General features: G+C 39.3%; 18 protein-coding genes and 1 pseudogene. 7 read left to right on the top strand and 12 right to left on the bottom strand.

The annotated features are described in order from the left end of the window. Window positions 1-71: 71 nt before the first annotated feature. Complete coding sequence (gene ushA, locus P20439_RS02520) at window positions 72-1,697, top strand: bifunctional UDP-sugar hydrolase/5'-nucleotidase UshA (protein WP_008464365.1); 1,626 nt, start codon at window positions 72-74, stop codon at window positions 1,695-1,697. 26 nt (window positions 1,698-1,723) lie between these two features. On the opposite strand, the pseudogene P20439_RS19180 reads toward ushA, so the two are convergent. Together P20439_RS19180 and P20439_RS02505 are read right to left on the bottom strand one after the other, a co-directional pair. After that, a pseudogene (locus tag P20439_RS19180) lies at window positions 1,724-2,667 on the bottom strand (hypothetical protein). After that, window positions 2,667-3,557 (bottom strand): hypothetical protein, encoded by an 891-nt coding sequence (locus P20439_RS02505; protein ID WP_008464359.1) that lies wholly within the window; start codon window positions 3,555-3,557, stop codon window positions 2,667-2,669. The pseudogene P20439_RS19180 and the gene P20439_RS02505 overlap by 1 nt, the downstream one beginning before the upstream one ends. Window positions 3,558-3,776: 219 nt before the next feature. On the opposite strand from P20439_RS02505, the gene P20439_RS02500 reads away from it, so the two are divergent. Together P20439_RS02500 and P20439_RS02495 are read left to right on the top strand one after the other, a co-directional pair. Continuing rightward, complete coding sequence (locus P20439_RS02500; protein ID WP_008464357.1) at window positions 3,777-4,628, top strand: S1/P1 nuclease; 852 nt, start codon at window positions 3,777-3,779, stop codon at window positions 4,626-4,628. Window positions 4,629-4,931: 303 nt separating this feature from the next. Then, window positions 4,932-8,069 carry a TonB-dependent receptor gene (locus tag P20439_RS02495; RefSeq protein ID WP_008464355.1) on the top strand — a complete coding sequence of 1,046 codons (3,138 nt, stop codon included), beginning with the start codon at window positions 4,932-4,934 and terminating at the stop codon, window positions 8,067-8,069. Window positions 8,070-8,123: 54 nt separating this feature from the next. Here the strand turns inward: P20439_RS02495 and P20439_RS02490 are convergent, their stop codons facing one another. Continuing rightward, window positions 8,124-8,669, bottom strand: a complete 546-nt coding sequence (locus tag P20439_RS02490) for a MarR family winged helix-turn-helix transcriptional regulator (RefSeq protein ID WP_008464354.1) — start codon at window positions 8,667-8,669, stop codon at window positions 8,124-8,126. Between the two features lie 30 nt (window positions 8,670-8,699). Between P20439_RS02490 and hmgA the strand changes: the two genes are divergently transcribed. Together hmgA and maiA are read left to right on the top strand one after the other, a co-directional pair. Then, window positions 8,700-10,001 (top strand): homogentisate 1,2-dioxygenase, encoded by a 1,302-nt coding sequence (gene hmgA / locus P20439_RS02485; RefSeq protein ID WP_008464350.1) that lies wholly within the window; start codon window positions 8,700-8,702, stop codon window positions 9,999-10,001. Window positions 10,002-10,008: 7 nt separating this feature from the next. Then, a complete protein-coding gene (maiA, locus tag P20439_RS02480) occupies window positions 10,009-10,638 on the top strand; it encodes a maleylacetoacetate isomerase (protein ID WP_008464348.1) in 630 nt (209 codons plus the stop codon). Here the strand turns inward: maiA and P20439_RS02475 are convergent. Beyond that, entirely contained in the window at window positions 10,635-10,868 is a 234-nt protein-coding gene (locus tag P20439_RS02475) for a TIGR02647 family protein (RefSeq protein WP_008464346.1), read from the bottom strand. The two genes, maiA and P20439_RS02475, sit on opposite strands and share 4 nt — an antisense overlap. Before the next feature lie 104 nt (window positions 10,869-10,972). Here P20439_RS02475 and P20439_RS02470 point away from each other — a divergent pair, with 104 nt between their 5' ends. Both P20439_RS02470 and P20439_RS02465 read left to right on the top strand, forming a co-directional pair. Further along, window positions 10,973-11,275 carry a DUF1496 domain-containing protein gene (locus P20439_RS02470; RefSeq protein WP_008464344.1) on the top strand — a complete coding sequence of 101 codons (303 nt, stop codon included), beginning with the start codon at window positions 10,973-10,975 and terminating at the stop codon, window positions 11,273-11,275. Window positions 11,276-11,372: 97 nt separating this feature from the next. Then, window positions 11,373-11,681, top strand: a complete 309-nt coding sequence (locus P20439_RS02465) for a VF530 family DNA-binding protein (protein ID WP_008464342.1) — start codon at window positions 11,373-11,375, stop codon at window positions 11,679-11,681. Between the two features lie 40 nt (window positions 11,682-11,721). On the opposite strand, the gene P20439_RS02460 is transcribed toward P20439_RS02465, so the two are convergent. The 8 genes from P20439_RS02460 to P20439_RS02425 form a co-directional block, all read right to left on the bottom strand. Beyond that, window positions 11,722-13,350, bottom strand: coding sequence for a diacylglycerol kinase family protein (locus P20439_RS02460; RefSeq protein ID WP_008464341.1), 1,629 nt, complete (start codon window positions 13,348-13,350; stop codon window positions 11,722-11,724). Window positions 13,351-13,658: 308 nt separating this feature from the next. Further along, window positions 13,659-14,279, bottom strand: coding sequence for a TetR/AcrR family transcriptional regulator (locus P20439_RS02455; RefSeq protein WP_008464339.1), 621 nt, complete (start codon window positions 14,277-14,279; stop codon window positions 13,659-13,661). A gap of 138 nt (window positions 14,280-14,417) precedes the next feature. Beyond that, complete coding sequence (locus P20439_RS02450) at window positions 14,418-15,827, bottom strand: efflux transporter outer membrane subunit (RefSeq protein WP_008464337.1); 1,410 nt, start codon at window positions 15,825-15,827, stop codon at window positions 14,418-14,420. Continuing rightward, the gene (locus P20439_RS02445) at window positions 15,827-18,958 is read right to left on the bottom strand and encodes an efflux RND transporter permease subunit (RefSeq protein ID WP_008464335.1); all 3,132 of its coding nucleotides are present in this window, start codon (window positions 18,956-18,958) and stop codon (window positions 15,827-15,829) included. The genes P20439_RS02450 and P20439_RS02445 overlap by 1 nt, the downstream gene beginning before the upstream one ends. Window positions 18,959-18,970: 12 nt before the next feature. Continuing rightward, window positions 18,971-20,140: an efflux RND transporter periplasmic adaptor subunit gene (locus P20439_RS02440; protein WP_008464333.1), complete on the bottom strand. Its 1,170-nt coding sequence runs from the start codon at window positions 20,138-20,140 to the stop codon at window positions 18,971-18,973. Between the two features lie 201 nt (window positions 20,141-20,341). After that, window positions 20,342-21,631, bottom strand: coding sequence for a hemolysin family protein (locus P20439_RS02435; RefSeq protein ID WP_008464332.1), 1,290 nt, complete (start codon window positions 21,629-21,631; stop codon window positions 20,342-20,344). A 120-nt stretch (window positions 21,632-21,751) separates the two neighbouring features. Next, window positions 21,752-22,453: an ABC transporter substrate-binding protein gene (locus tag P20439_RS02430; protein WP_008464330.1), complete on the bottom strand. Its 702-nt coding sequence runs from the start codon at window positions 22,451-22,453 to the stop codon at window positions 21,752-21,754. A gap of 98 nt (window positions 22,454-22,551) precedes the next feature. Continuing rightward, window positions 22,552-23,661: an arginase family protein gene (locus tag P20439_RS02425; RefSeq protein ID WP_008464328.1), complete on the bottom strand. Its 1,110-nt coding sequence runs from the start codon at window positions 23,659-23,661 to the stop codon at window positions 22,552-22,554. Between the last annotated feature and the right edge of the window lie 403 nt (window positions 23,662-24,064).

Raw genomic sequence — 24,064 nt, 5'->3', positions numbered from 1 at the left:
TTTTTTATATTTCAAACTAGTTTAAACTAGCCACCTACAACATTAAGTACAACTTAATACACAGGTATTTTATGCGCATAATTTTTATTTTTTCGATCATTTTGGGTGTACTGGGATGCACATCTGCCACAACTAATGAAAAAACATCTTCTACACAATACTTAACCGTTCTTCATACTAACGATAATCATGGTCGCTTTTGGCATAACGAAAAAGGCGAATACGGTATGGCTGCTCGCAAAACACTACTGGATCAATTACGTAGTGAAGCGAAAATAAAAGGTCATGCAGTTTTACTGCTATCAGGTGGCGACATAAATACAGGTATACCAGAATCTGATTTACAGCATGCAGAGCCTGACTTTAAAGGGATGTCTTTACTCGGCTACGATGCAATGGCATTAGGTAATCATGAATTTGATAACCCACTTAGTGTTTTAGCCAAGCAACAAAACTGGGCTAACTTCCCTCTCTTATCGGCTAATATAGTGGAAAAGTCGTCAGGTAAGAACGCTTTTGACGCCTATAAAATTTTTGAAAAAAATGGCTTAACTATTGCCGTGATAGGTTTAACTACAACCGATACAGCAAAAATAGGAAACCCTCAGTACATTGGTCACTTAGAATTTAAAGACCCTGTTCCAGTAACAGCCAACCTAGCTAAAGAGATAAAAGCAAAATACAACCCAGACATTACTATTGCTGTTACTCACATGGGCCATTTTATTGATGCTAAACATGGCATAAACGCACCGGGCGATGTAACACTTGCTCGCTCATTGCCTGCTAATACGCTTGATATGATCATAGGTGGCCACTCACAAGAGCCTGTGTGTATGGCATCAGAAAATGTAAACGATGATAGTTTTAAACCTGGCTTAGCTTGTAATCCTGATCAGCAAAATGGCACGTGGATAATGCAAGCCCACGAGTGGGGAAAGTACGTTGGTAAGGCTGAGTTCAAATTAGAAAATGGTGAATTGAGCCTACTTGATTATAAATTAATGCCAGTTAATTTATATGTAGAAAAAACACAAGCTGACGGCACATTAAAAGAGGTACTTGCGAACGAATATATTAAGCCAGACACGTCATTAAAAGCGTTTTTAGCTAAATACCAAGCGATTGGTGCTAAACAAATTGAGGGGACTATTGGCTCTGTTGATGCAAGGTTAGAAGGTGATAGAAACAAAGTACGCTATCAACAAACAAACCTTGCTCGTGTTATTATCCAAGCACAAATGAATGTGGTAGGTGCAGATTTTGGTTTGATCAGTGGCGGTGGTATTCGCAGCTCAATTGATGCTGGTGAAATAAGCTATAAAGACATATTAAAAGTTCACCCTTTTAAAAACCGTATAACGTATATGGATTGGCAAGGTGATGAACTATGGGACTACTTAAATACAGTAACAAGCTTCCCGGCAGACGCTGGTGCTTACTTGCAATATCACAAGCTTTCGTTTGAACGCAAAGATGGTAAGCTTACAAACGTATTTATTAACGGTAAACCGTTCGATAAAAGTAAAACATACCGCATGAGTTTAAATAGCTATAACGCATCGGGCGGTGATGGTTACCCAACTATAAATACGCTAGAGGGTTTTGTTAGCACTGACGAAACTGACGCCCAAGCACTTAAAACATTTATATCGCAACATAGTCCAATAAAAGCGGCTGAGTTTGCTCCTAAATAATCACTGATAACAATAGGGAGGTAAAATTACTTCCCTATTATTTCAATATTTCCCTTTGCAATATTTATGAGCCCGTAGCTGTGCAGACGAGAGCGAGAGCCTTCTCCATATGCTTTTGGAGGGTAATAAATTTCTTTTTCTTCAGGATATTCATTCAAAACGTCGTCAAGCGAAGCCCTTATTTCACTCAACGTTTTTTCAAGGCTATTATTGAAGTTTGGTCGCTTCCTTATCGTATGCCCTAGCTCTGTTAATCGGGAAAAATACTTGTTGGCAAGTTCAATAAGCTCATCGGGTACATTTTTATTATGATTTAAAATGACATCACTATTAGCTGAACAATACTCAACAAGGGCTAGGTAAAAACACAATGGTTTATTAGCTAATTGAACGCTGTGCTCTTTATCATAACTATGTGAAAGTGTTTTATTGCGTAAATCAATTATGAGCACTAAAGGCATTGGCATTGATGCAACAGAGTTAATACTCTTGTTTAAGCTTAGCTTGCTTTTCTTACTTTCTACCACTTTTAACCACACAGCAACAAAAAGACTGACAAGTAAAAAAACAAAAAGAAGATTTTATTACTAGGTGTCAAGTAATGCTCATCTACACTAAAAATAATATTCACAGGGCCTTCACTCGTCGCTAAGCTACTAGTAAATTGTTTTGCCTTTAACTTGCTGTGAACAACCTGACCCGTACTGATATCGATGACACGCAAGTTACTCGTTTTTAGATAACTATTTAGTGAGTCAATATAGCCATCTAAAGCGTCTTTATTACCTGCATGCTTATACAGTTCATTTGGCAAATCGAGTAATGGTAAATCTAGTGCAATTTGTTTTTCAATTTGGACCTTTTGCTGCTCGCTAACACGCTGGGTTTTATTAATCATAGATATATAAAACACTAAAGAAAGCATTAAAAAAATACACGAAGACACTGCAAAAAACTTAAGCCTACTCATTATTGTCCCCCTATATTAAAAACAGCTGTATTATTGTCACATTGCCAAAAGGGCGAAACATCTTGATAATAATGAAGTTCTTGGTCTCTAGACATAGCCATTAGATGTTCTTGTACAGCACATAACAAATCAGTGTTGTTTTGTTGCATTTTCAAGTACCAACGTGTGCCTGTTATGTTATTGCTTAATGGGGTGATATAGTTTTTTGAGAAACGGTCTTTATCGTTTTCTTTCCAAAACGACGCAATAATATCTACTTTACCGTTGGCTAATAAGTCTCGTAGTTCATTATGAGAGCTTGCGTACAATATATTTAAGTTTGCAATATTTATATCGAGATCTTTAAAGACCTGTTTTGGAAGAATATGCCCTGAGCGACTCGTTGGGTAATCAAGCAGCCCTATTTTTTTGTCTAAAAAATAAGATTTTGAAATAATTGGCTTTTCTTTTGAAGATATAAAGAATGCAGTGTAATCAGAAAAACCAACAACGGGCATATAATTATAGGTAGATTCAGCTTTAAAAGCCGCCATAATGTTGTTTTTTGCGAGTATCAGGTCTGCAATTCCTTTACCTACAAACTCTAAACTGTCTGATGTTTTATACCCCCAATACCCAACAACCACTCCGTACTGTTTAGCAACGACATTATCACCACACAAATTCTGTGTAAGTTGCACTGCAATATTTTTAGAGGGTGTAAATACAATAAGCTCACTATCGTTTGCGGTCGCTGTTGTACGACATGTTGTTGATGTTTCAATAAGTACAGGAAAAGCGAGTTCATCGTCATTTACAATTAATTGACCACACACCCAAGCAAAAACTATTACTATAAACAAAAATGTAACAATTGAAGTTTTTTGCAATACCGTATTTTTAATATTCAAGCTAAAGACATCCTAAAATACATTACTTATTCATTTGAACAATTTTAATTACTTATTACAACAAGTAATTTTACCTATAGATGCTAAAGCAATGATTTATAATAAATATGAATAAGAAATTATGAATTTTATTGAGTCCTTCCTAATTTCAACAAAAGTAAGGACAATTGACCTTATTACAACGCAGCAACACCACTCCAAATTAATTAGGGAACCTTAATGCGTATCAATGTAAAATATTCGATAACGTCAGCGCTTTTAATAGGTGCCATTTTTACAAGTAGCGATTCACTTGCTTGGGGCCAAAACGGTCACCGGGTTGTAGGTAAAATTGCTGAATCTCATATAACAGACACCACAAAGTCAGCTATTAAACCATTCTTAGCGGGTGAATCACTTGCACAGGTTTCAACTTGGCCTGACGAGATGCGCTCAAACCCGGGGAGATTTTGGCAAAAGCAATCTTCTCGTTGGCACTACATTAACGCCTCACCTAACAAGTCCTTCACAATCAATCACGACCATACAAACAACAAAGAGTCGGTTAGCAATATTCTAGAAGGCATCCACTATTCTATAAAAACACTCAAAGATAAAAACAGCAGCCTAGATGCAAAGCAATTTAGTTTACGTTTTTTAGTTCACTTGGTTGGTGATAGCCATCAACCCTTCCATGCAGGAAGAAGCGAAGATAGAGGCGGAAACCGTATTAAAGTGTCGTTTTTTGGTCAAGATACAAACTTACACAGCTTGTGGGATACTAAATTAGTTGAAAACGAAAACTTATCATTTACTGAGTACGCGCAGTTTATAAATACTAATAACAGTGAACTAATTGCAGAATATTTAGAAAGTACACCAACTACTTGGATTGAAGAATCTCATAATTTAGCAAATGCACTTTATAAATCTACAAATGAAGAAGTTGGCTACAGCTATGTTTATAAAAATACACCTATCGTAAAAACACGTCTGCTACAAGCAGGTGTCCGATTGGCTGGTTTGTTAAACGCTATGTTTGACCCTTCAGCTAAAGAGCTAGAAACAGCGTTAAAAAAAGTATCTATGTAATTTGTGACACATAAAACCTACACACGGGGATTTTTTGTAAAAGCTTGTTTTACATTTCACAAGTTTGTCATAAAACATCGGTAGTATGAGCTCGCTAATAGAGTGATTACTCAAAAAAAGGTAAAAAATAGTCAAAATTTGTACTATTTATTAAAAAAACATTGCAGTTGTATTTTATTTGTAACAAACAATTGGGGTACAATAGCGATGGTTTTTAAAATATAAACCTGCATTTAGTTTATTTTTTGAAAACCAAAAAATAAAAATATAAAAATTTAATTATTAACTACACGGGAAAATTAAATGAAAACTCAAATACGCAAAACGGCCCTATCACTTGCTATCGCAGCATGTGTTGGTGTTAGTGGCGCTGCAATTGCAAATGAAACAACATCTGCAATTAAAGGTCAAATCACTGGTCCTAACGGCAACCCTGCTGCTGGCACTAAAATTACAATTTTACACGTTCCTTCAGGCTCAGTTAAAACAACTGAAACTAATGATGCTGGTTACTTTACAGCTAAAGGCCTGCGTGTTGGTGGTCCATACAGAGTAGTTGTAGATTCTGACACTTATGCAGACCAAGAGTTCAATAACATTATTCTTAACATTGGTAACGATTACCCGGTAAATGCTTCTTTAGAGAATATCTCTAACATCGAGCAAATTGTAGTTACGGGTGCTCCTATCAGTGCTATGTCTGGTGGTACAGGTCCTGCGTCTACTTTTACGCTAACAGATCTTGAAAACCAACCAGCCATCAACCGTGATTTAAAAGATATCATCCGTATTGACCCACGTATCACAATTGATGATAGCCGTGGTTCAATCAACTGTGGTGGTGGTAACCCACGTTACAACAGCTTAACGCTTGACGGCGTTCGCATGAACGATAACTTCGGCTTAAGCTCAAACGGTTACCCTACTATCCGTGCCCCTTTCTCTTTCGACTCTATTGAACAAGTTTCAGCTGAACTAGCACCTTTTGACGTTCAATACGGTGGCTTTACATCGTGTAATATTAACGCTGTAACTAAATCTGGTGGCAACGACGTTCACGGTGGTGTTTTCTTCGATTACACAAACGATTCAATGAAAGGCGACGAAATTGAAGGTAATGAAGTTGATAACGGTAACTACACTGAAAAACGTTACGGTTTCAACGTAGGCCTTCCGCTTGTTGAAGATACATTATTCTTGTTCACTTCATACGAAAAACTTGAAGGTGTTCGCCAGTTTAATTACGACGGCCTTAGCAGTGGTAGTGTTACAGCTGATGACGTATCTCGCATTCAGAGTATTTCTCAATCAGTTTACGGCTACGATGCAGGCGGTATGCCATCAAGCATGCCTGTTGAAGATGAAAAAATCTTAGTAAAACTAGATTGGAACATCAACGAAGATCACCGTGCAAACTTAATTTATAACTACAACGACGGTAACACAATTTCTCAGTCTGATACTGGTTCTAGCCGCGTTTCTTTATCAAACCACTTCTACAATCAAAGTGCTGAGTTTACATCAATCATTGGTTCTGTATATTCTGATTGGTCAGACGATTTTTCTACTGAAATTCGTTTAGGTAAATCAGAGCTAGATGCAACGGTTCAGTCATTAGATGCTGCAAGCAGCTTTGGTGAAATGCAAATCCGCACTGATAATGGCGGTACTGTATTCATTGGTCCAGATGATTCTCGTCAATCAAACGATCTAGATTACGACACAACTACATTTAAAGTTGCTGGTACTTATTACCTAGATCAACACACAATTACTGCTGGTTACGAGTTTGAAGAGCTATCTGTTTTTAACTTGTTCGTACAGCAAACAGAAGGTGAGTGGCGCTTTGACTCAATTGACGACTTTGAAGCAGGTCAAGCAGCGCGTATCTACTACAACAATGCTGCAGGTACTAATAACCCGAATGATGCGGCTGCAAGCTTTAAATATGCGCAGCATACATTCTATGTCCAAGATGAATACGCATTCACTGACTTAGATGCAACCATTCAGTTTGGTTTACGTTACGACAAGTACACAAGTGATGACGTTCCTAACTTTAACCAAAACTTCACTAACCGTTACGGTTTCAGCAACCAGTCTACATTCGACGGTATTGACTTACTGCAGCCACGTGTTGGATTCCAATGGTATGCAACTGACGAACTTGAAGTGCGCGCTGGCTTAGGCTTGTTCTCTGGTGGTAACCCGAACGTATGGCTGTCTAACTCTTACTCTAACGATGGTATTACAAACATTAGTACGCAGTTCCGTGGTGTAGATTTATTCAATACAGCTAACGTAAACGGCGGTACACCTGGTTTTGACGTACCACAAGGTATGTTTGACATTGTTGCAAATACAGAAATTGGTGTAGGCGATGCAACAGTTAATGCTGTAGACCCAGATTTTGAAATCCCTTCAGAGTGGAAATACTCTCTTGGTGCTACATACACAACTGAAGACGAATACGTAATCTCTGTAGACTACCTATACTCGAAGAAGAAAGATGCTGCATTGATGCGTGATATTGCACTTCAAGATAGCGGCGAAACTACGTTTGATGGTCGTCCTATTTACGAGTCAATCGAAGGTCGTAGTAATGAGTATTTATTAACAAATGTTAGTGGCGATAGCGGTGATTCTTCAGTTATCTCTGCAGCAGTTAGCAAAATGTTCGATAACGGCATCAACTTTAGCTTTGGTTATGCATACACAGATGCAGACGATGTAAACCCAATGACTAGCTCTGTAGCTGGTTCTAACTATGGTAACATCGCACTTACTAACCCAGGTAACCCAGGTGTTGCGTCTTCAGATTATGAAATTCCGCATCGTTTTACTATGACGCTTGGTTACAAATATGAGTTTGTAGATGGCTTTGAAACACGCTTTAACCTTTACGGTGAAGCATACAAAGGCCTACCTTACAGCTTTACGTTTGATGGTAGCGATAACACAGATGCTAACCGCAACACTACCTTTGGTGATAACAACTGGAATGGCAACCGTCAGTTAATGTACGTTCCACTTGAAAACGATCCTAACGTTATTTACAACATGTCGGCTGATGAAATCAATGAGTTTAACGACTTTATTGCTTCTGAAGGACTTAAACGTGGTGAAATCACAGGTCGTAACCAACAAAATGCTGACTGGTTTGTTAAGTTTAACCTTAAAGTTACACAAGAATTACCAGGCTTTATGGAAGGCCATAAAGGTGAAGCATTCTTTGTAATCGACAACCTTACAAACATGCTAAATGATGACTGGGGCGTACTTAAGAAAGGTCCTTTCGTAGGCGCAAGCATGATCTCAACATCTATTGATGACCAAGGTCGTTACGTTTACTCAGGCTTTAACGGTAATAACGCAAATACTTCAGTACAAACTGGTGCTTCAGTATGGGAAATGCGTGTAGGTGTCCGTTACACTTTCTAATCTAAATTGTTAGATTAGTTAAAATTATAAAAGCCCATCATTTGATGGGCTTTTTTATGCCTGTAATTTATTTTTTAGCTTATTAAGTAAGCTTATTAATAAATCCTGTTCATGTGTGTTTAACGAAGCCAATAGTTCTTTTTCCCACTTTAACGCCTCGGGTACTATTTTTTTATACATATCTTTTCCAGCTTCACTCAATGAAAGTATGGCTGCGCGCTTATCCTCTGAATTAATTTGAGTTATTAGCAACTTTTTTTCTACTAATATTTTTATTGCACGCGACACGGTCGATTTATCCATATTTGCCTGCGTACATAAATTTTTGGCATTACTATGACCAAATTGCGCTAAATTCGCCAAAATTCGCCATTGAGGTATCGTTAAGTCAAATTTGCTCTGGTATACCTTAGCAAGGTCATTACTTACCAAAATTGCTACATTAATTAGTTGATATGCTAAAAAAGTGTCTAAATCCAGTTTCATTGTTATCCCGTTAAATAGGTTTACTAGCTGTTCATTTATATTTACATACACATTCATTGAGCAATTTGAAATTACTCTCACTTGAGAGTATCTTAACTTAAATAAATAAAACATAAAACTAGCCTTCTCTCACAGGAGTCAGTAATGGCAGAACAGTTAAAGTACATGACCGGTTTTGGTAATGAATTTGAAACCGAAGCGCTACCCGGTGCCTTGCCTATAGGGCAATTTACTCCTCAAAAAGTTAAGTACGATCTTTACACTGAACAATTTAGCTCTACAGCATTTACCGCGCCTAGAGCAGCTAACCGCAGAACATGGCTGTATCGGTTACGCCCTTCGGTAGTGCAAGGTGATTACACCGCAGTTGATAACGGCTTGATTCGAACTGCGCCTATCACTGAAGCCGTAACACCTCCGACTATGCTTCGCTGGAACCCCGTTGAAATTCCTACAAAGCCAACTGATTTTCTAGATGGACTCATAACAATGGCTGCTAACGGCAGTGCTAATGGGCAATCTGGCATCGGTATTCATGTTTATGTTGCTAACAAGTCTATGTTTGATCGCTACTTTTACAACGCTGACGGTGAAATGCTATTTGTACCCCAACAAGGCGAGCTACTCCTGCATACAGAATGCGGTAAGCTCTGTGTAAAACCAGGTGAAGTTGCAGTTATACCCCGAGGAATGAAGTTTTCTGTTGATTTAATACAATCAACGGCCCGTGGTTATATCTGCGAAAACTATGGTCATGCTTTGGAGCTTGCAGAGCGAGGCCCGGTTGGTGCAAACGGCTATGCCAACGACCGTGACTTTCAATACCCAGTTGCGGCTTTTGAAGATAAAGAAGGTGATTTTGAACTGGTGTCAAAATTTAATGGCAACTTATTCAGCTGTGAGATTAAGCATTCCCCGTTCGATGTTGTTGCATGGACAGGTAATAGCGCGCCTTATAAATACGATTTATCGCGATTTAATGTAATGAATACAGTAAGCTTTGACCATCCGGATCCGTCTATATTTACCGTTTTAACCTCGCCATCAGCTACTGAAGGGATGGCTAATGTTGATTTTGTTATCTTTCCGCCGCGTTGGATGGTTGCTGAAAACACGTTTCGTCCGCCCTACTACCATCGCAATATCATGAGTGAATTTATGGGGTTAATTGAAGGTGTATATGATGCAAAAGAGCATGGCTTTGTGCCAGGTGGCGCAAGTTTACATAATTGTATGTCTCCGCATGGACCTGAAGCGGATGTATTTGAAAAAGCGTCAAACGTCGATTTAGAACCACAACGCTACGATAATACGCTGGCGTTTATGTTTGAGTCACGTTATGTAATATCGCCGACTAAATACGCATTAGAAGGTAAAGAGCGCCAAGCTAATTACACTGACTGCTGGCGCACAATCAAAAAACACTTTAATGGCAATCAAGGATAATTAGATTATGAAGCTTTATACTTATTTTCGCTCATCTGCAGCGTATCGTGTGCGCATCGCATTAAACCTAAAAAATATTGATCACAAGTTGGTGCCGGTAAACTTATTAAAATCAGAGCAACAAAGCACAGATTACTTACAGAAAAACCCCCAAGGACTTTTACCTGCTTTAGAAACAGAAGACGGCGTATTAGGTCAATCTTTAGCAATTTTAGAGTACCTTGGAGAGCAATATCCTGAGACACCATTATTGCAAGGTAATGCATGGCAAAAAGCACACATTCGCAATTTAAGTTACGCGATTGCCTGCGATATCCATCCTATTGATAATTTACGGGTGCTTAAATATTTGAGTAGTGAACTCAATGTTGATGATGAAGCAAAAAATAAGTGGTACCGGCACTGGGTTGAAGTGGGTTTTGAAAAAATAGAACGCATGCTCGATAGCAAAAACACATTTTGCGCAGGCGACTCGCCAAGCTTAGCTGATGTATGTTTAGTACCACAGGTATTTAATGCCATTCGTTTTAAAGTAGATATGGCTGCCTATCCTAAAATAGCAGCCATATACCAACGTTGTAATGAGTTAACTGCCTTCATTGATGCAGCCCCTGAAAACCAACCCGACGCAAACTAACTTTTTAACGCACTGTGTATTACAGTGACATGCTCAATTAAATCTAAGCCCAGATCAGTTAAATAACCGCCATCTGGGCTATCTATAACCCCTTTATCGAATAAACGTTGTGCTGCGCTTAGTAAGGCGGGTTCAGCGTCTGAATGAAGTTTAATTCCCTGCATTTTGCTCTCGCGTGGAAATTTTGCTAGTAGTGTAAATTCATCAATCATAGTTTGATTAAATAGCATATGTGTTCACCTTTTTATTGTTCTGTGTTTTACTGAAGTTGTCTTACTTACCCTAGCATGTTTTTTTGCTAAGTGTAGTTATTTTAAACACCTTGAGGTTATTCATGCGTTATTATTTTACTTTTATTATTGCTGTTTTATGCTTGTGTTTTTCAGCTTTAAGCTACGCAAACACAATAAAAACGCTTTCTGTTGTTGATGCTACCCAGCTTATAAACACAAACACTGAGTGCTGGTATGATAATAAACGCTATAGCGAAGGTGCCGTAGTGCAGGTTCATTCTGTTACGCTTATTTGTGCCGCAAAATACCCCCAACATAGCAACAGTCAGTTGATGTGGCTAAAGCTTGATAAGCAAGGTAACCTTATTTATCCCAAGAAGCCCTCAACCATTACCGTAAATTAATCAAGATTAACAATCTGGAATCTGCCAGCCATCTCCAAACTATTAAGATGCGGCGGTATACGTTACAATACATGCAGTTTAAAAAAGCAGTGTGACTATGAATAATCAACCAAAAAACCCGCTTCATGGGGTAACTTTAGAGCAAATCCTTGTTGAACTAGAACAACGTTTAGGCTTCAAAGCAATGGGCGAGCAAGTAAATATCAAATGTTTTACCGATTCGCCAAGTATAAAATCAAGCTTAAAATTTTTACGTAAAACGCCTTGGGCAAGGGATAAAGTAGAAGCGCTTTATATTCATACCATTAATAACAAGCCGTTACGTAAACCTAGAAATAAACCTAAGCAATCTGAATCTTCACAACCTGATACATCGGGTTTTGTATGGCCTTCTATTAAAAAATAAAAGGCTCAAAAAAAGCAATGGCGTAACAACTTACGCCATTTTAATCAGTTATTTGCTCTTGGCATATTACATTTAACGATGCTGGGTGGATGCTTACCACTACTTTTTCTGCAGATTTAACCTCGCCATCAATCACGTAATTAAGCATTTCATCTGCGCTTATTTCTACACGTTTTGCATTTGTATAATGCGAGTTAATAGCAAAATGCGTTTGCGTAATACTGCTAAACATTAGCTCAGCAATACTTAATACCGTGGTTTCATCATCTTTATTCGGCGTTAACCAGTTTACGTCTAATAATCCATCGCGATGGTCGGGTTGCCCGCCCCCTTGCGCTAATAACGTAGTGAACGGCGCGGCATTTGCCACTATAAAACTATTTGTATTAATAGTCTCAGGCTCATTATCATCGAGTTTGACCATAAGCTGTTGCGCTTTATTTTCACCAAACGAGTGTAAAAAGCCGTTTAAATAAGCAAGTTGACCTGACTTATTTTTAGACTCTCGATCTGCTTTTTCAATCATTGCATGCTCAAAGCCAATACCTATTAACAGTAACATCAAATCGTTATTACAATACGCGGTATCTATCAAGTTTGTTTGACCATCAATAATTAAATCACAGGCTTGCTCAACAGGAATGAATTTAGACTTTATTCCCATCAATACATGAGCAAGCGCATTCGCTGTGCCCAGTGGTATTATTCCTAATCGACACGATGTACCCACCAACACACTGGCAACCTCAGTCACGGTTCCATCGCCACCACAAGCAATAATAATATCGGGGTTGTGCTCTATGGCGTGTTTAGCCAACGTAATACCGTTTTGTTCTGGCGTAGTTTTTAAAATAGTTAAATCGTAATACGCAGATAAACGCGCAACAATTAAATGCTCTTTTTCAGACCACAACTTAGTGCCTGAAACCGGATTAGCAATTAAGTACGCTTTATTTTTTATTAGTAACTCCCCTCTACGATGACGCTTAACTAAATGGCGTAATTGGCGTTTGTTAAGGTTAGCAGTTTCACGTGTTTCTTTAATTTGTGCCAGAATATCATGTACATCCGCATCTTTATTTTGACTCAATAAATACGCTGCCATAACAAACACCGAACGCCCACGCCCTAATGCACAATGCACCACAACACGACGGTCTTTTTTAATATGATGATGGATCCAGTTAATGGCTTGGTTTAACTGTGAATGTGTAGGCACACTGTGATCAAGAACAGGAATATTTAAATAACTAATATTTTCTTGGGTAGATGTCCATTCAAGCCCATCAAATTCACAAGTAACGTCCAAAATAGCGGTAATGCCATTTTCTTTCAATGTGTCTATATCTGAGGGGAACAAACGACATGCTAAAAATAGATTATCGTTTATTTGTTGAATAGGCGGTACTTTGTCGCGCTTGCGTGACCATGCATTATAAATTTGTGCACCTAACAAAAAAGGAACAAATGCCCAACGAATGTAAAAAGGGATAACGCCATTTTCTCGCTTTCTGAATATTTTTCCCGCATTAAAAAAATAAGCACCGCTGACCAATATCAGCGACAGCGCCGTCCAAAAAAATGCAACCGCGAAGTAAACAGAATTAACCTTCAATCCCAGTACTATAAATACTAATGCTGTTACAAGATAACTGACTGCAGCCCACATGTGCTCTCCTTTAAGTTGGCAGCGCCATATTAGCGCCTTTAATATAGTCCTAACTTGCAAATAATACGCCAAAAAAGCAATTTATCTTGTTTGTTGTCGTTTCGCCACCGGCGTCGATGTCACATCAACTGGCTATAACCCATTGTTAATCATTGCTTTTTTAATATAAAAAGGAATGACTTCACGCTAAAACATCGTACTCAGTTTTTATTGATTACGCTTAAATAAAAGCAGCTTAATTTATATAACTTTTTCATATTTACAACAATATCAGTCAAATATTCATAGTTATTTAATGCTTCAACTTATTATTTATCAAATGGCATAAGTAATGTTTTCATTGCTGGGCGCAGTGCAATCAATACAGTTTCCTCGGTCAATTCAGGAAATAACATTTTTCGTAATAGCAGTCCGGCCATCACTGAGAAAATCACATTAATGCGGCTTTCGAGTTCTTGCTCTGAATGTGATTTTATTAAACTACTTTCACTGACTAATAAATCACGCATTCTGTTACGTGCTTGCGTATCAGCCTCGCGTAGTAATAAAGCGACTTTTTTGTTTCTACTGGCCTCTGCCATCATGTCTAAGTCAACTACGCAGGCCCCCGTGTCCATATGACGCTGCACACCATGGTGTAAGCCATCAAGTAACACTGTTAAAATATCGCCAGGTTGATCTTCAAACTCTTGAAATATGGAAAACATTTCTTCCATATCTTGTTCAATAATACTTTCAATTATGGCTTCTTTACTTTCAAAGTAATTATAAATATGGCCGGCACTCATCCCGGCTGTTTTAGCTATTTCTGCCATACCTGCGCCATGGTAACCTTTGCGACGAAAACAATCAGCAGCGGCGGTTAATACCTGCTCGCGACGCGCTTGTGCTTGCACCGGATCTAGGTGTTTTTTATTTTTAGGTTTCATTTGAAACTCCAGTATCGAGTCTCTCAACTCGAAATATTTAGCGTTTACTGCTTTGATCACAAAAAATAAACGCTAAACGGGCATTACTTTAATCACGCATAAAACCTTTTATTGTTAACAGGCTTTATGCGTACTAATTTACTTAACGGTTGAAGTAGTGGTCTGCCAGCCACCGCCAACCGCTTTGTACAAATTAATTTGACTTGCAAGCAAAGCTTGTTGACCGGTGATCAATTGTTGCTTTGCGCTATACCAAGTTCGCTGAGCGTCGAGCACTTGTAAAAAGCTATCGACCCCTTTATCGTAGCGCGCCTGCGATAATTCAAAGGTTGTCTTTCGGCTTTGTAATAACTCCTCAAGAGCCATTAACTGTGCGTTATAGCCTTCTCTATCCGCAAGTACATCAGCAACTTCACGAAATGCTTGCTGTATTTTTTGCTGGTACGTTGCTACAGCAACTTGTTGCTCTGCGTTAGCGACATCTAAATTTGCTTGATTTCGACCCATATTAAAAATAGGTAAATTTACCGATGGCATGAAGCTCCATGTGCCTGAGCCTGCATCAAATAAATTACTTAAATCACGTGATGCAGTTCCTGCATTGGCAGTTAAACTAATGCTCGGGTAAAACGCTGCACGGGCAATACCAATGTTAGCGTTAGCGGCTAACAGCTGATGCTCTGCTGCTTTTATATCTGGTCGCTGCGTTAGTAAATCAGAAGGTAAACCCACAGGCACACTAGGCAAGTCTAATAAATAATTTAACGACTTACTTGGCAGTAAATCCTCACCTACCGTTTTACCTACTAATAAATCAAGCGCGTTTTTATCGCGTTTCACTAAACGTTGGTATTTAGCAATATCAACTTTCGCTGTGGCTACCGTACTTTTAAGCTGTTCCAGCGTAATTTTAGAAGCGGCACCTAAATCAACACTTTTTTGGGTTAATGATAAGGATGCTTGCTGCGATGATAACGTCTCTTGTGCCAACGCTAACAACTGTTGATCGGTCGCGTAATTTAACCAGGCATTAGCAAGCTCTGCAATTAACGACACTTGCATGGTGTATTGGCTCAGTTGAGTTGAATAAAGCGTTTGTAATGCTTGCTCTGACTGATTGCGTACTTTACCCCATAAATCTAACTCGTAAGCCGTCATGCCTACCGTTGCACTGTATTGAGAACTTATTTGTGGTTGACCACTTGCTGATAAATCGCTGGGTAAACGCTGACGACTTCCTGATGCATTAAAATCCAGTGATGGATATAACGCAGAATCTTCGATCTGATATAAACCACGCACTCGTTGCACATTAAGTGCTGCTATTTGCAGGTCTTTATTATGTTCAAGACTTTGTGATATCAGTGTTTTAAGTTTTTCATCATTAAAAAACTGCTGCCATTTTAACGAGGACACCTGCTCATCCCCTGTCTCTGATGCATACGCATCAGGGACAGGTAAATTTAGCGCTTCTTGTTGAGGAGCTAACTGACATCCAGATAAAATGGCTAAAGTTAAAACACTAAAACTGATTGCTCTTAAACTCATTATACTTCCTCCTCGGAGGTGGTTTTAGCTTTTCCTGAAAACAGTCTACGTACTAAAACAAAAAACAACGGTACAAAAATAACAACCAATGACGAGGCGGCAAGTGTTCCACCAATAATTGAAATACCTAATGCATTTTGTGCACCTGAACCAGCACTTGAGGCAATAGCTAATGGAAGCACACCACACACAAAGGCCATTGAGGTCATTAAAATAGGACGTAAGCGAAGGCGTACAGCGGCAATCGCCGAGTCAACTAAGCTTAAGCCTTCTTCCATTTTATGAATCGCAAACTCAACGATTAAAATGGCATTTTTAGAGGCTAAACCTATGGTGGTTAATAAACCCACTTGTAAGTAAATATCGTTTGATAAGTTACCCATAAAGGCGGCTACAATCGCACCAAAAATACCCAGTGGCACAATTATCATTACTGCAAATGGTACTGACCAACTTTCATAAAGCGCTGCTAAACATAAAAATACAAACAACAGTGATAAGCCATATAGCAATGGCGCTTGACCGCCACTTGATCGCTCTTGATATGAAATACCAGTCCATTCAGAGGCAATACCGTTAGGTAGTTGCTTGACTAAACGTTCCATTTCATCCATTGCTTGCCCTGTACTGTAACCTGGCGCAGCTGTTCCTTGAATTTCCATAGCAGAAAAACCATTATAACGCTCAAGACGTGGCGAACCATAGGTCCAATGCGAACTGGCAAATGCTGAAAATGGCACCATATCACCGCTATCATTACGTACATACCACTTGTTTAAGTCCTCAGGCACCATTCGCGATTCAGCATCGCCTTGTAGGTATACTTTTTTTACACGGCCGCGATCAATAAAGTCATTTACATAACTACTACCCCAGGCTGTTGCAAGCGTGCTGTTAATATTAGCTTGCGAAACGCCCAGTGCCTGAGCTTTTGCAAGGTCCACATCAAGCTGGAGCTCTGGCATATCTTCTTGGCCATTAGGTCGTACGCCCGCGAGAATTGGGCTTTGGCTTGCTAAGCCTAATAACTGGTTACGCGCGGCCAGTAGAGCCTCGTGGCCAAGTCCAACACGGTCTTGTAAAAACATATTAAAGCCATTGGCTGTACCTAGTTCCACAATCGCTGGCGGCGGAAATGCAAATACAAACGCTTCTTTAATGGTAGAAAAATAGCCCATTGCTTTACCTGCAACTGCTTGCACAGATAAACCTTCGCCTTGACGCTCATCCCAGTGCTTAAAGTTAACAAAGGCAATTGCTGAGTTTTGGCCAGAACCTGCAAAACTAAATCCAGTCACCGTGAAAATACCATTTACAGCATCCGATTGATCGTTCAAAAAGTGTTTTTCTACTTTTTTAACTACTTCAAGCGTTTCTTCAGTCGTTGAGCCTGCTGGTAATGACACCTGATTAAACAAAATACCTTGGTCTTCATCTGGTAAAAATGCCGTTGGTAAGCTTGAAAAAATATACACCATACCCGCTACAATAAGGCCATAACATAAAAGATAGCGCTTAGATAAACGGATCATACGACTGACAAGACTTTGTGCGCCTGAATTAGTTTTATCAAATCCGCGGTTAAAACCACTGAAAAAACGACCGAATAACGAGCTGTTATCGTGAACATGGCTTGGCTTTAAAAGCGTAGCACACAACGCAGGTGTTAAAATAAGCGCCACCAATACCGATAGTCCCATTGCTGATACCAACGTAATAGAGAACTGACGATAAATAACACCGGTAGAGCCACTAAAGAACGCCATCGGAATAAATACCGCCGACAGCACCATAGCAATACCCACTAGCGCGCCTTTAATTTCATCCATTGATTTACGTGTTGCCTCAAGCGCAGAGAGTTTTTCTTCGCTCATTACACGCTCAACGTTTTCTACTACAACAATGGCATCATCAACCAGTAGGCCTATGGCAAGTACCATGGCAAACATGGTTAATGTATTTATTGAATAGCCAAACGTGTACAAAATACCAAAAGTACCGAGTAACACCACCGGCACAGCAATCGTTGGAATAAGCGTAGCGCGGAAGTTTTGTAAAAACAGATACATAACAACAAAAACGAGTACCACTGCTTCTATTAAGGTATGAACCACTTTTTCAATCGATAGTGATACAAAAGGGGTGGTATCGTAGGGTACAACAACGTCTAATCCCTCAGGGAAAAACGCTTTAAGCTCTGCAATCGCAGCTTTTACACCTTCAGCTGTATCAAGGGCATTTGCCCCACTGGCAAGCTTAATACCTAGGCCTGATGCAGGTTTTCCATCGTAACGAGCTACAACACGGTAGCTCTCGCCACCTAGCTCCACACGCGCTACATCTTTAAGGCGAACAAACGAGCCATCAGCGTTTGCTTTTACTATAATTTGTTCAAACTCTGCTGCGGTTTGCAAACGGCTTTGTGCTGTTACCGTTGCATTGAGCTGCTGGCCTTCAACCGCTGGCATGCCCCCTAATTGACCAGCAGATACCTGCGCATTTTGCGCACTAATTGAGGTGCTAATATCAGCAGGGGTTAATTTGTAGTTTTGCAACTTAGCTGGGTCTAACCAAATACGCATAGCATATTGAGAGCCAAATAGCTGAACTTCACCCACCCCTTCAACACGCGAGATAATATCTTGCACATTAGATGAAACATAATCACCAATGTCGATATTGGTCATGCTGCCATCTTTTGATACAAAACCTAATACCATTAAAAAGTTACGTGCAGACTTAGCCACCGATACACCTTGCCTTTGCACTTCTTCTGGTAAAAGCGGTGTAGCTGTGGCTAACTTGTTTTGCACTTGTACCTGTGCAATGTCTGGGTCTGTATCGGCGCTAAATGAAAGCGTAAGCGTAGCCGAACCACTCGACTCAGACGTAGATGACATATACAACAAGCCATCTAGTCCTTTCATTTTTTGCTCTATAACCTGGGTAACCGTATCCTCTAGGGTACGAGCTGATGCCCCTGGGTAAGTAGCGGTAATGCTAATTGCTGGCGGTGCAATTGACGGGTATTGTGCTATTGGTAAACTTTGAATAGCCAACACACCTGCAAGCATAACCACGATAGCAAGCACCCACGCAAAGATGGGTCTGTCGATAAAAAATCGTGACATTAAAACTCTCCGTTATTGCGCTTTGTCGGCTGTTGCAGACGGTGAAACTTCTGAAGGGCTAACTGGCGCACCTGGGCGAATTTTTTGTAAGCCTTCAACAATTACTTTATCGCCATCAGCTAATCCAGCGGTAACTAACCAGTTAGAGCCAATCGTTCTATCTACTTTTAACACGCGGCTTTCTACGGTGTTTTCTTTACTTACAACCATCGCTGTTGGCTCACCTTTGGTGTTTCGGCTTACTCCACGCTGCGGCACTAAAATAGCGTCTTGTTTTACACCCTCAACCACTGAGGCACGTGCATACATACCCGGTAGTAATAACTTATCTGGATTTGGGAATTTAGCGCGTAAAGTTACCGACCCAGTGCTTGGGTCTACAGTTACTTCTGAAAATTGTAACGTGCCTTTAATTGGGTAAATAGAGCCATCTTCCATTTGCAGCTCAACGTCGGCTTGTGCTTTTGAGTCAACACTTAGTGAACCAGAAGAAATGGCTTTTTTAAGTTGAGTTAGCTCGTTGCTTGATTGCGTTAAGTCAACATAGATAGGGTCAAGCTGGGTTACTGTTGCCAGTGCCGTTGTTTGATTAGCACTTACAAGCGCACCAACAGTAACGTTCGATTTACTAATTTGACCACTAATCGGAGAAGATACATGGCTGTAATCAAGATTAATTTGCGCGCTTTGTAACTGTGCTTTTGCTGTTAATAGCTCGGCTTGTGCTTGCTTGTATGCTGCATCGGCTTCATCAAAGTCTTGCTGGCTTACCGCTTTAATTTCTAGTAATTCTTTATAACGCGACGCTTTAGATTTACTGCTTGCAATACTAGCCTCTGCGCGCGCAACGGCCGCTTTGCTGGCTGCGAGTTCTGCCTCAAAAATGTCAGGATTAATTTGATAAAGCGCTTGGCCTTGCTCAACCTGTGTGCCTTCTTCAAATAAGCGAGATTGAACAATACCACTTACTTGAGGACGAATTTCAGCAATTTGAAACGCACTAACACGCCCTGGTAATTCTTTTTTAAGTGTAATAGCTTGGCTTGTTAAGGTGACCACACCAACAGGTGTCGCTGCAGGAGCAGAAGCCTTAGGCTGTTCAGCAACCTGATCACAACCACTTAAAGCAACAGAACCAACGAGGGCCGAAAATACAAAAAAAGCGATGCGGGAACGCTGCATGTAAAATACCTTTTAGTTTAGAATGAACGATCATTCTAAACTAAAGTAAAGCAATTAAAAATAGCTACTGAGCAACATTTACACATTTTTACAATTGAATAGATAAGTAACACAAATAACAGCTGAGTTATTTAAGCAACACCCATAAAAAAAGCAGCCAATGAACTTTCATTGGCTGCTCTTAAGCTATGTTGGCTGTCATTATTCGTTGTCAGTATTAACTCTAGAGACTAGTAATTGCTCAATACGAATTCCTTCCAAGTCCACAACTTCAAATTTAAAACCTGCAAATAAAACAAACTCTGCGCGTTTAGGAATATGTTTCATGGTATAGATTAAATATCCGGCCACGGTTTCATAATGATTTTGATCAGGAAATTCATCAATTTCAAGTACCTTCGCCAGCTCAACAATCGGGGTTAAGCCATCTACTAACCAAGAACTCGCGTCGCGCTCAATAATTAACTCTTCACTTTGATGAGTAATTAAATCGCCCATAAAACCTTTCATTAAATCTTTAACCGTAACAATCCCAACCACCAAAGCATACTCATTAACTACCACCGCAAAAGGATGTACAGCGGTTTTAAACGCATTTAACGCTTCAGATAAACTCAATGTTTCGGGCAAGAAAAAAATATCTTTATCAAGCATGTCATCGTTAATATTTGCCGCCTCACCTTTGAGTACTTGACGTAAAATATCTTTAGACTCAACAGAGCCAATTAACTTATCAAGATTGCCTTTGCACACTAAAAAGTGATTGTGCGGGTGATCTATAATTTTATTTGCTATATCGTCGCTAGATTCATCAATGTCAAAATAAACAATTTGCTCACGCGGTGACATAACGCTTGATAAAAAACGCGCTTCTAAATCAAATACATTTCCTATTAAATCATACTCTTGTTGCTGTAAACTGCCATATTCAGCACCAGCATCCATCATCGCAACAATATCTTCAGTGGTCACAATATCTTCACGTTCACTGGGCACTTTAAACACCCGTAAAACAATATTGGTTAAGCCATTAAAAAATAGTACCAGTGGCGTGAGCGCAAAAGTAACCCAGCGCATAATTGTCACCACTCTCACCGCAACGGCCTCAGGTAAAATCATCGCTAAACGCTTTGGGAGTAAATCGGCAAATAAAATAAATAACGAGGTAATAATTAAAAACGATAATACAAAGCTAATTTGCCCAAGTAATGGACCTTGATAAAACAGCTGTAGTATTTCTTGCATATAAGGAGACAATGCTTGCTCGCCAACAATCCCGCCTAATATCGCAATCGCATTGAGCGTAATTTGGATCATGGCGAAAAAAGCCCCAGGCTGCTCTTGCAGCTTTAAAACCGCCAAAGCGTGAACATTGCCCTCGTCCGCCATTACTCTTAACTTAATTTTGCGTGAAGCGGCAATCGAAATTTCTGACATCGCAAATAACGCACTCATCAAGATTAATAACGCAATCCCGATTAAATCACCCATTTATAACTCCAAAATAATCGCTTTTACAAGCAAAAGCAGCTGGATTATAGACGCTTTTATAGACAGGGCAATTGATATTTAAATAATATTAATAATTAATAAAAATCAAAAACTTAATATTTATAGTTTAGACTCATATGAAGAAAAAGCCGCGCTAAGTTGTTGCTTTACGTTATCGGGTAGATTTTTATTACAGGCAAAATATAAAGGGGCTTGATGGGCATTGATGGGCATGAGTGATTCGAGTTGTAATTTGTTTAATAAATGAGATTGTTCATGGTTTATTCGCTGCGCAGGTATAACCACTAAATCAATACTCGAACTTCGTGTTTGAATTATCTTAAAAATATTATCAAAACTACTAAACAACATTAAATTTTCGTTTTCTTTAAAGCCTTTTGAAAGTAAGTAATGATGGCTGTAGTTATCTTTTAAAACCGCAATACGGTATTGCTTAGCCTGCTCTAAATTAGTTAAGGAAATACCTTTGCTTTTAAGGGAGTAAAAATTAGTGTCAAATTGGGCAAGCTTAGCAAACCAAATAAAATTATTTTCCCGTTCAGGCGAACGAGAAATGGAAAATATACAGGTTTGGGGATCTCTCAGTGCAATATTGTAAGCCATACTCCAATCGTTTACAGAAATTGAATAATCAATGCCTGCGCTATCAAGCGCCAATCGGACTTTATCGGCAGCATCACCTACTAAATTGTTATTCGCGTCCAGATACTGCGCAGGCGCGAAGTTCTCTGTTACAACAGTAAGTTTAGCCACACAATGATGGCTTACAATGAGCAATAATACACAATACCACTTAGTCACAATAACCCACTATATAAAATTTAAGATGTTACTTTTTTGGTAAAAGCAAATTTAATATAGCGGATTATTTACAAATAGCCAATTTTGGGCCTGTGGGATTAACGATTCATTGCTGCAATTAAGAATGCTGAAATTTTAGCGCCTTCTCTAAGCGTCGTCTCTGAGCTTGATTGCCCCACTAATGAGCTGTCGGTAAACGGTGCGATTTCCATCATATCTGCACCGGTTATTGGAAACTCATCAGCAATAGCTGACAAAATATCAAGCGCATGCTGTGGTGTTAATCCATTTTCTTCAGGCGTACCTGTCGCAGAGGCAAATTGCGCATCTAGTGCGTCAATATCAAAGCTTACATACACTTCATCAACCTTGTCGGCCTTTAATTGCGCGATTGTATCGGCAGCAACAGCGGCTGCGCCACGCTCAATAATTTCAGCTGCCCAGTGCTGTTTAACGCCAAAGGTACTTTCCCAATGTGATTTAGGCTTACCACTTGAGCGAATACCAAATTGAATTAAATGATGTGGCGCGGGTAAAAATTCTAAAATATGGGTACACCAAGAGCCAAAACATAAATCGATGCCTAAACGCTCAACCAATAAATCGGTGTGGGCGTCAAAATGAATAATAGCCGTACGCTTACCTTGGCTACGCTTTGCTTTTAAGTACGCTTTTGTCAGCGGGTAACTAATAGAATGATCGCCACCAATGCCAAAAATGCCTTTATCTTGGAATGTTGCATAAAAGCTGTCACATACATCTTCGGTAATAGACAGTGGACTTACGAAATGATCGTTATTGTCATTGCCATAAAGCGCTTTTTGGCAATTGGTAATTGTTGCCTCGTTTAAGTATTTATCGTGTAATAAATGCGGTATTACGCGCACATCACCTAAGTCAAATGAACGACACTGTGTTTGCTGGTCAATTAAAGCTGAACGTAAAAATAAAGGCCCCCAGTTTGCACCGCGTAAAATACCACCACCACAATCAGAGCTAATCCCCAGCATAACCGCTTTGTGGGGTGAGTTAGGTAATTCATTTAGCGAGTCACGCCATAAAGCATCGACATTTTCAGTTTGACCATATAATTTATTTCTGAGTGCTGCTTTGCGTTCTTTTGCCGTATTAACCGTGAATACACCGTCGCCAGGTGCACATAAACAGTGTTCAACTTTATTTTTAAATGCTTGAAATTGTGTGCTCATTGTAAACCCTTTTTCAATCTGAATATCTTGTCTATTATTGAGTAGTTATGCAAAACGACGAACGCTGAATAAATTAAAAATTAATTGTCTGTGGTTATAAAAATCACTGAACGTTGTGTTTTGCGAGGTTAGGTCAGCGGCAAAACAATACAAAACCTACTAACTAACCTTATGAATATAAACAATTTAAAATTTAGCTAACAACTCTTTTAGCTAGCTACTGGTTTGCTCTGAGGTATGAATATAGTGTCTGAGCAAACAAGTCAACTGGCTCATTTTGTTAGTGATTTTAGCTATTGATTGAATATTCAGAGTTGATGAATAAATCAATACGGACATCCGTCCTGTACTTCATTTAGGTTTCTCGTAATCATGTTAAATTGACAACAACTCTTATTAAAAA

The sequence above is a fragment of the Pseudoalteromonas sp. BSi20439 genome (genome assembly GCF_000241165.1).
Classification (GTDB): domain Bacteria; phylum Pseudomonadota; class Gammaproteobacteria; order Enterobacterales; family Alteromonadaceae; genus Pseudoalteromonas.
The sequence above is the reverse complement of the archived record's forward strand: the minus strand, read 5'-3'. Positions and strand labels throughout refer to the sequence as shown.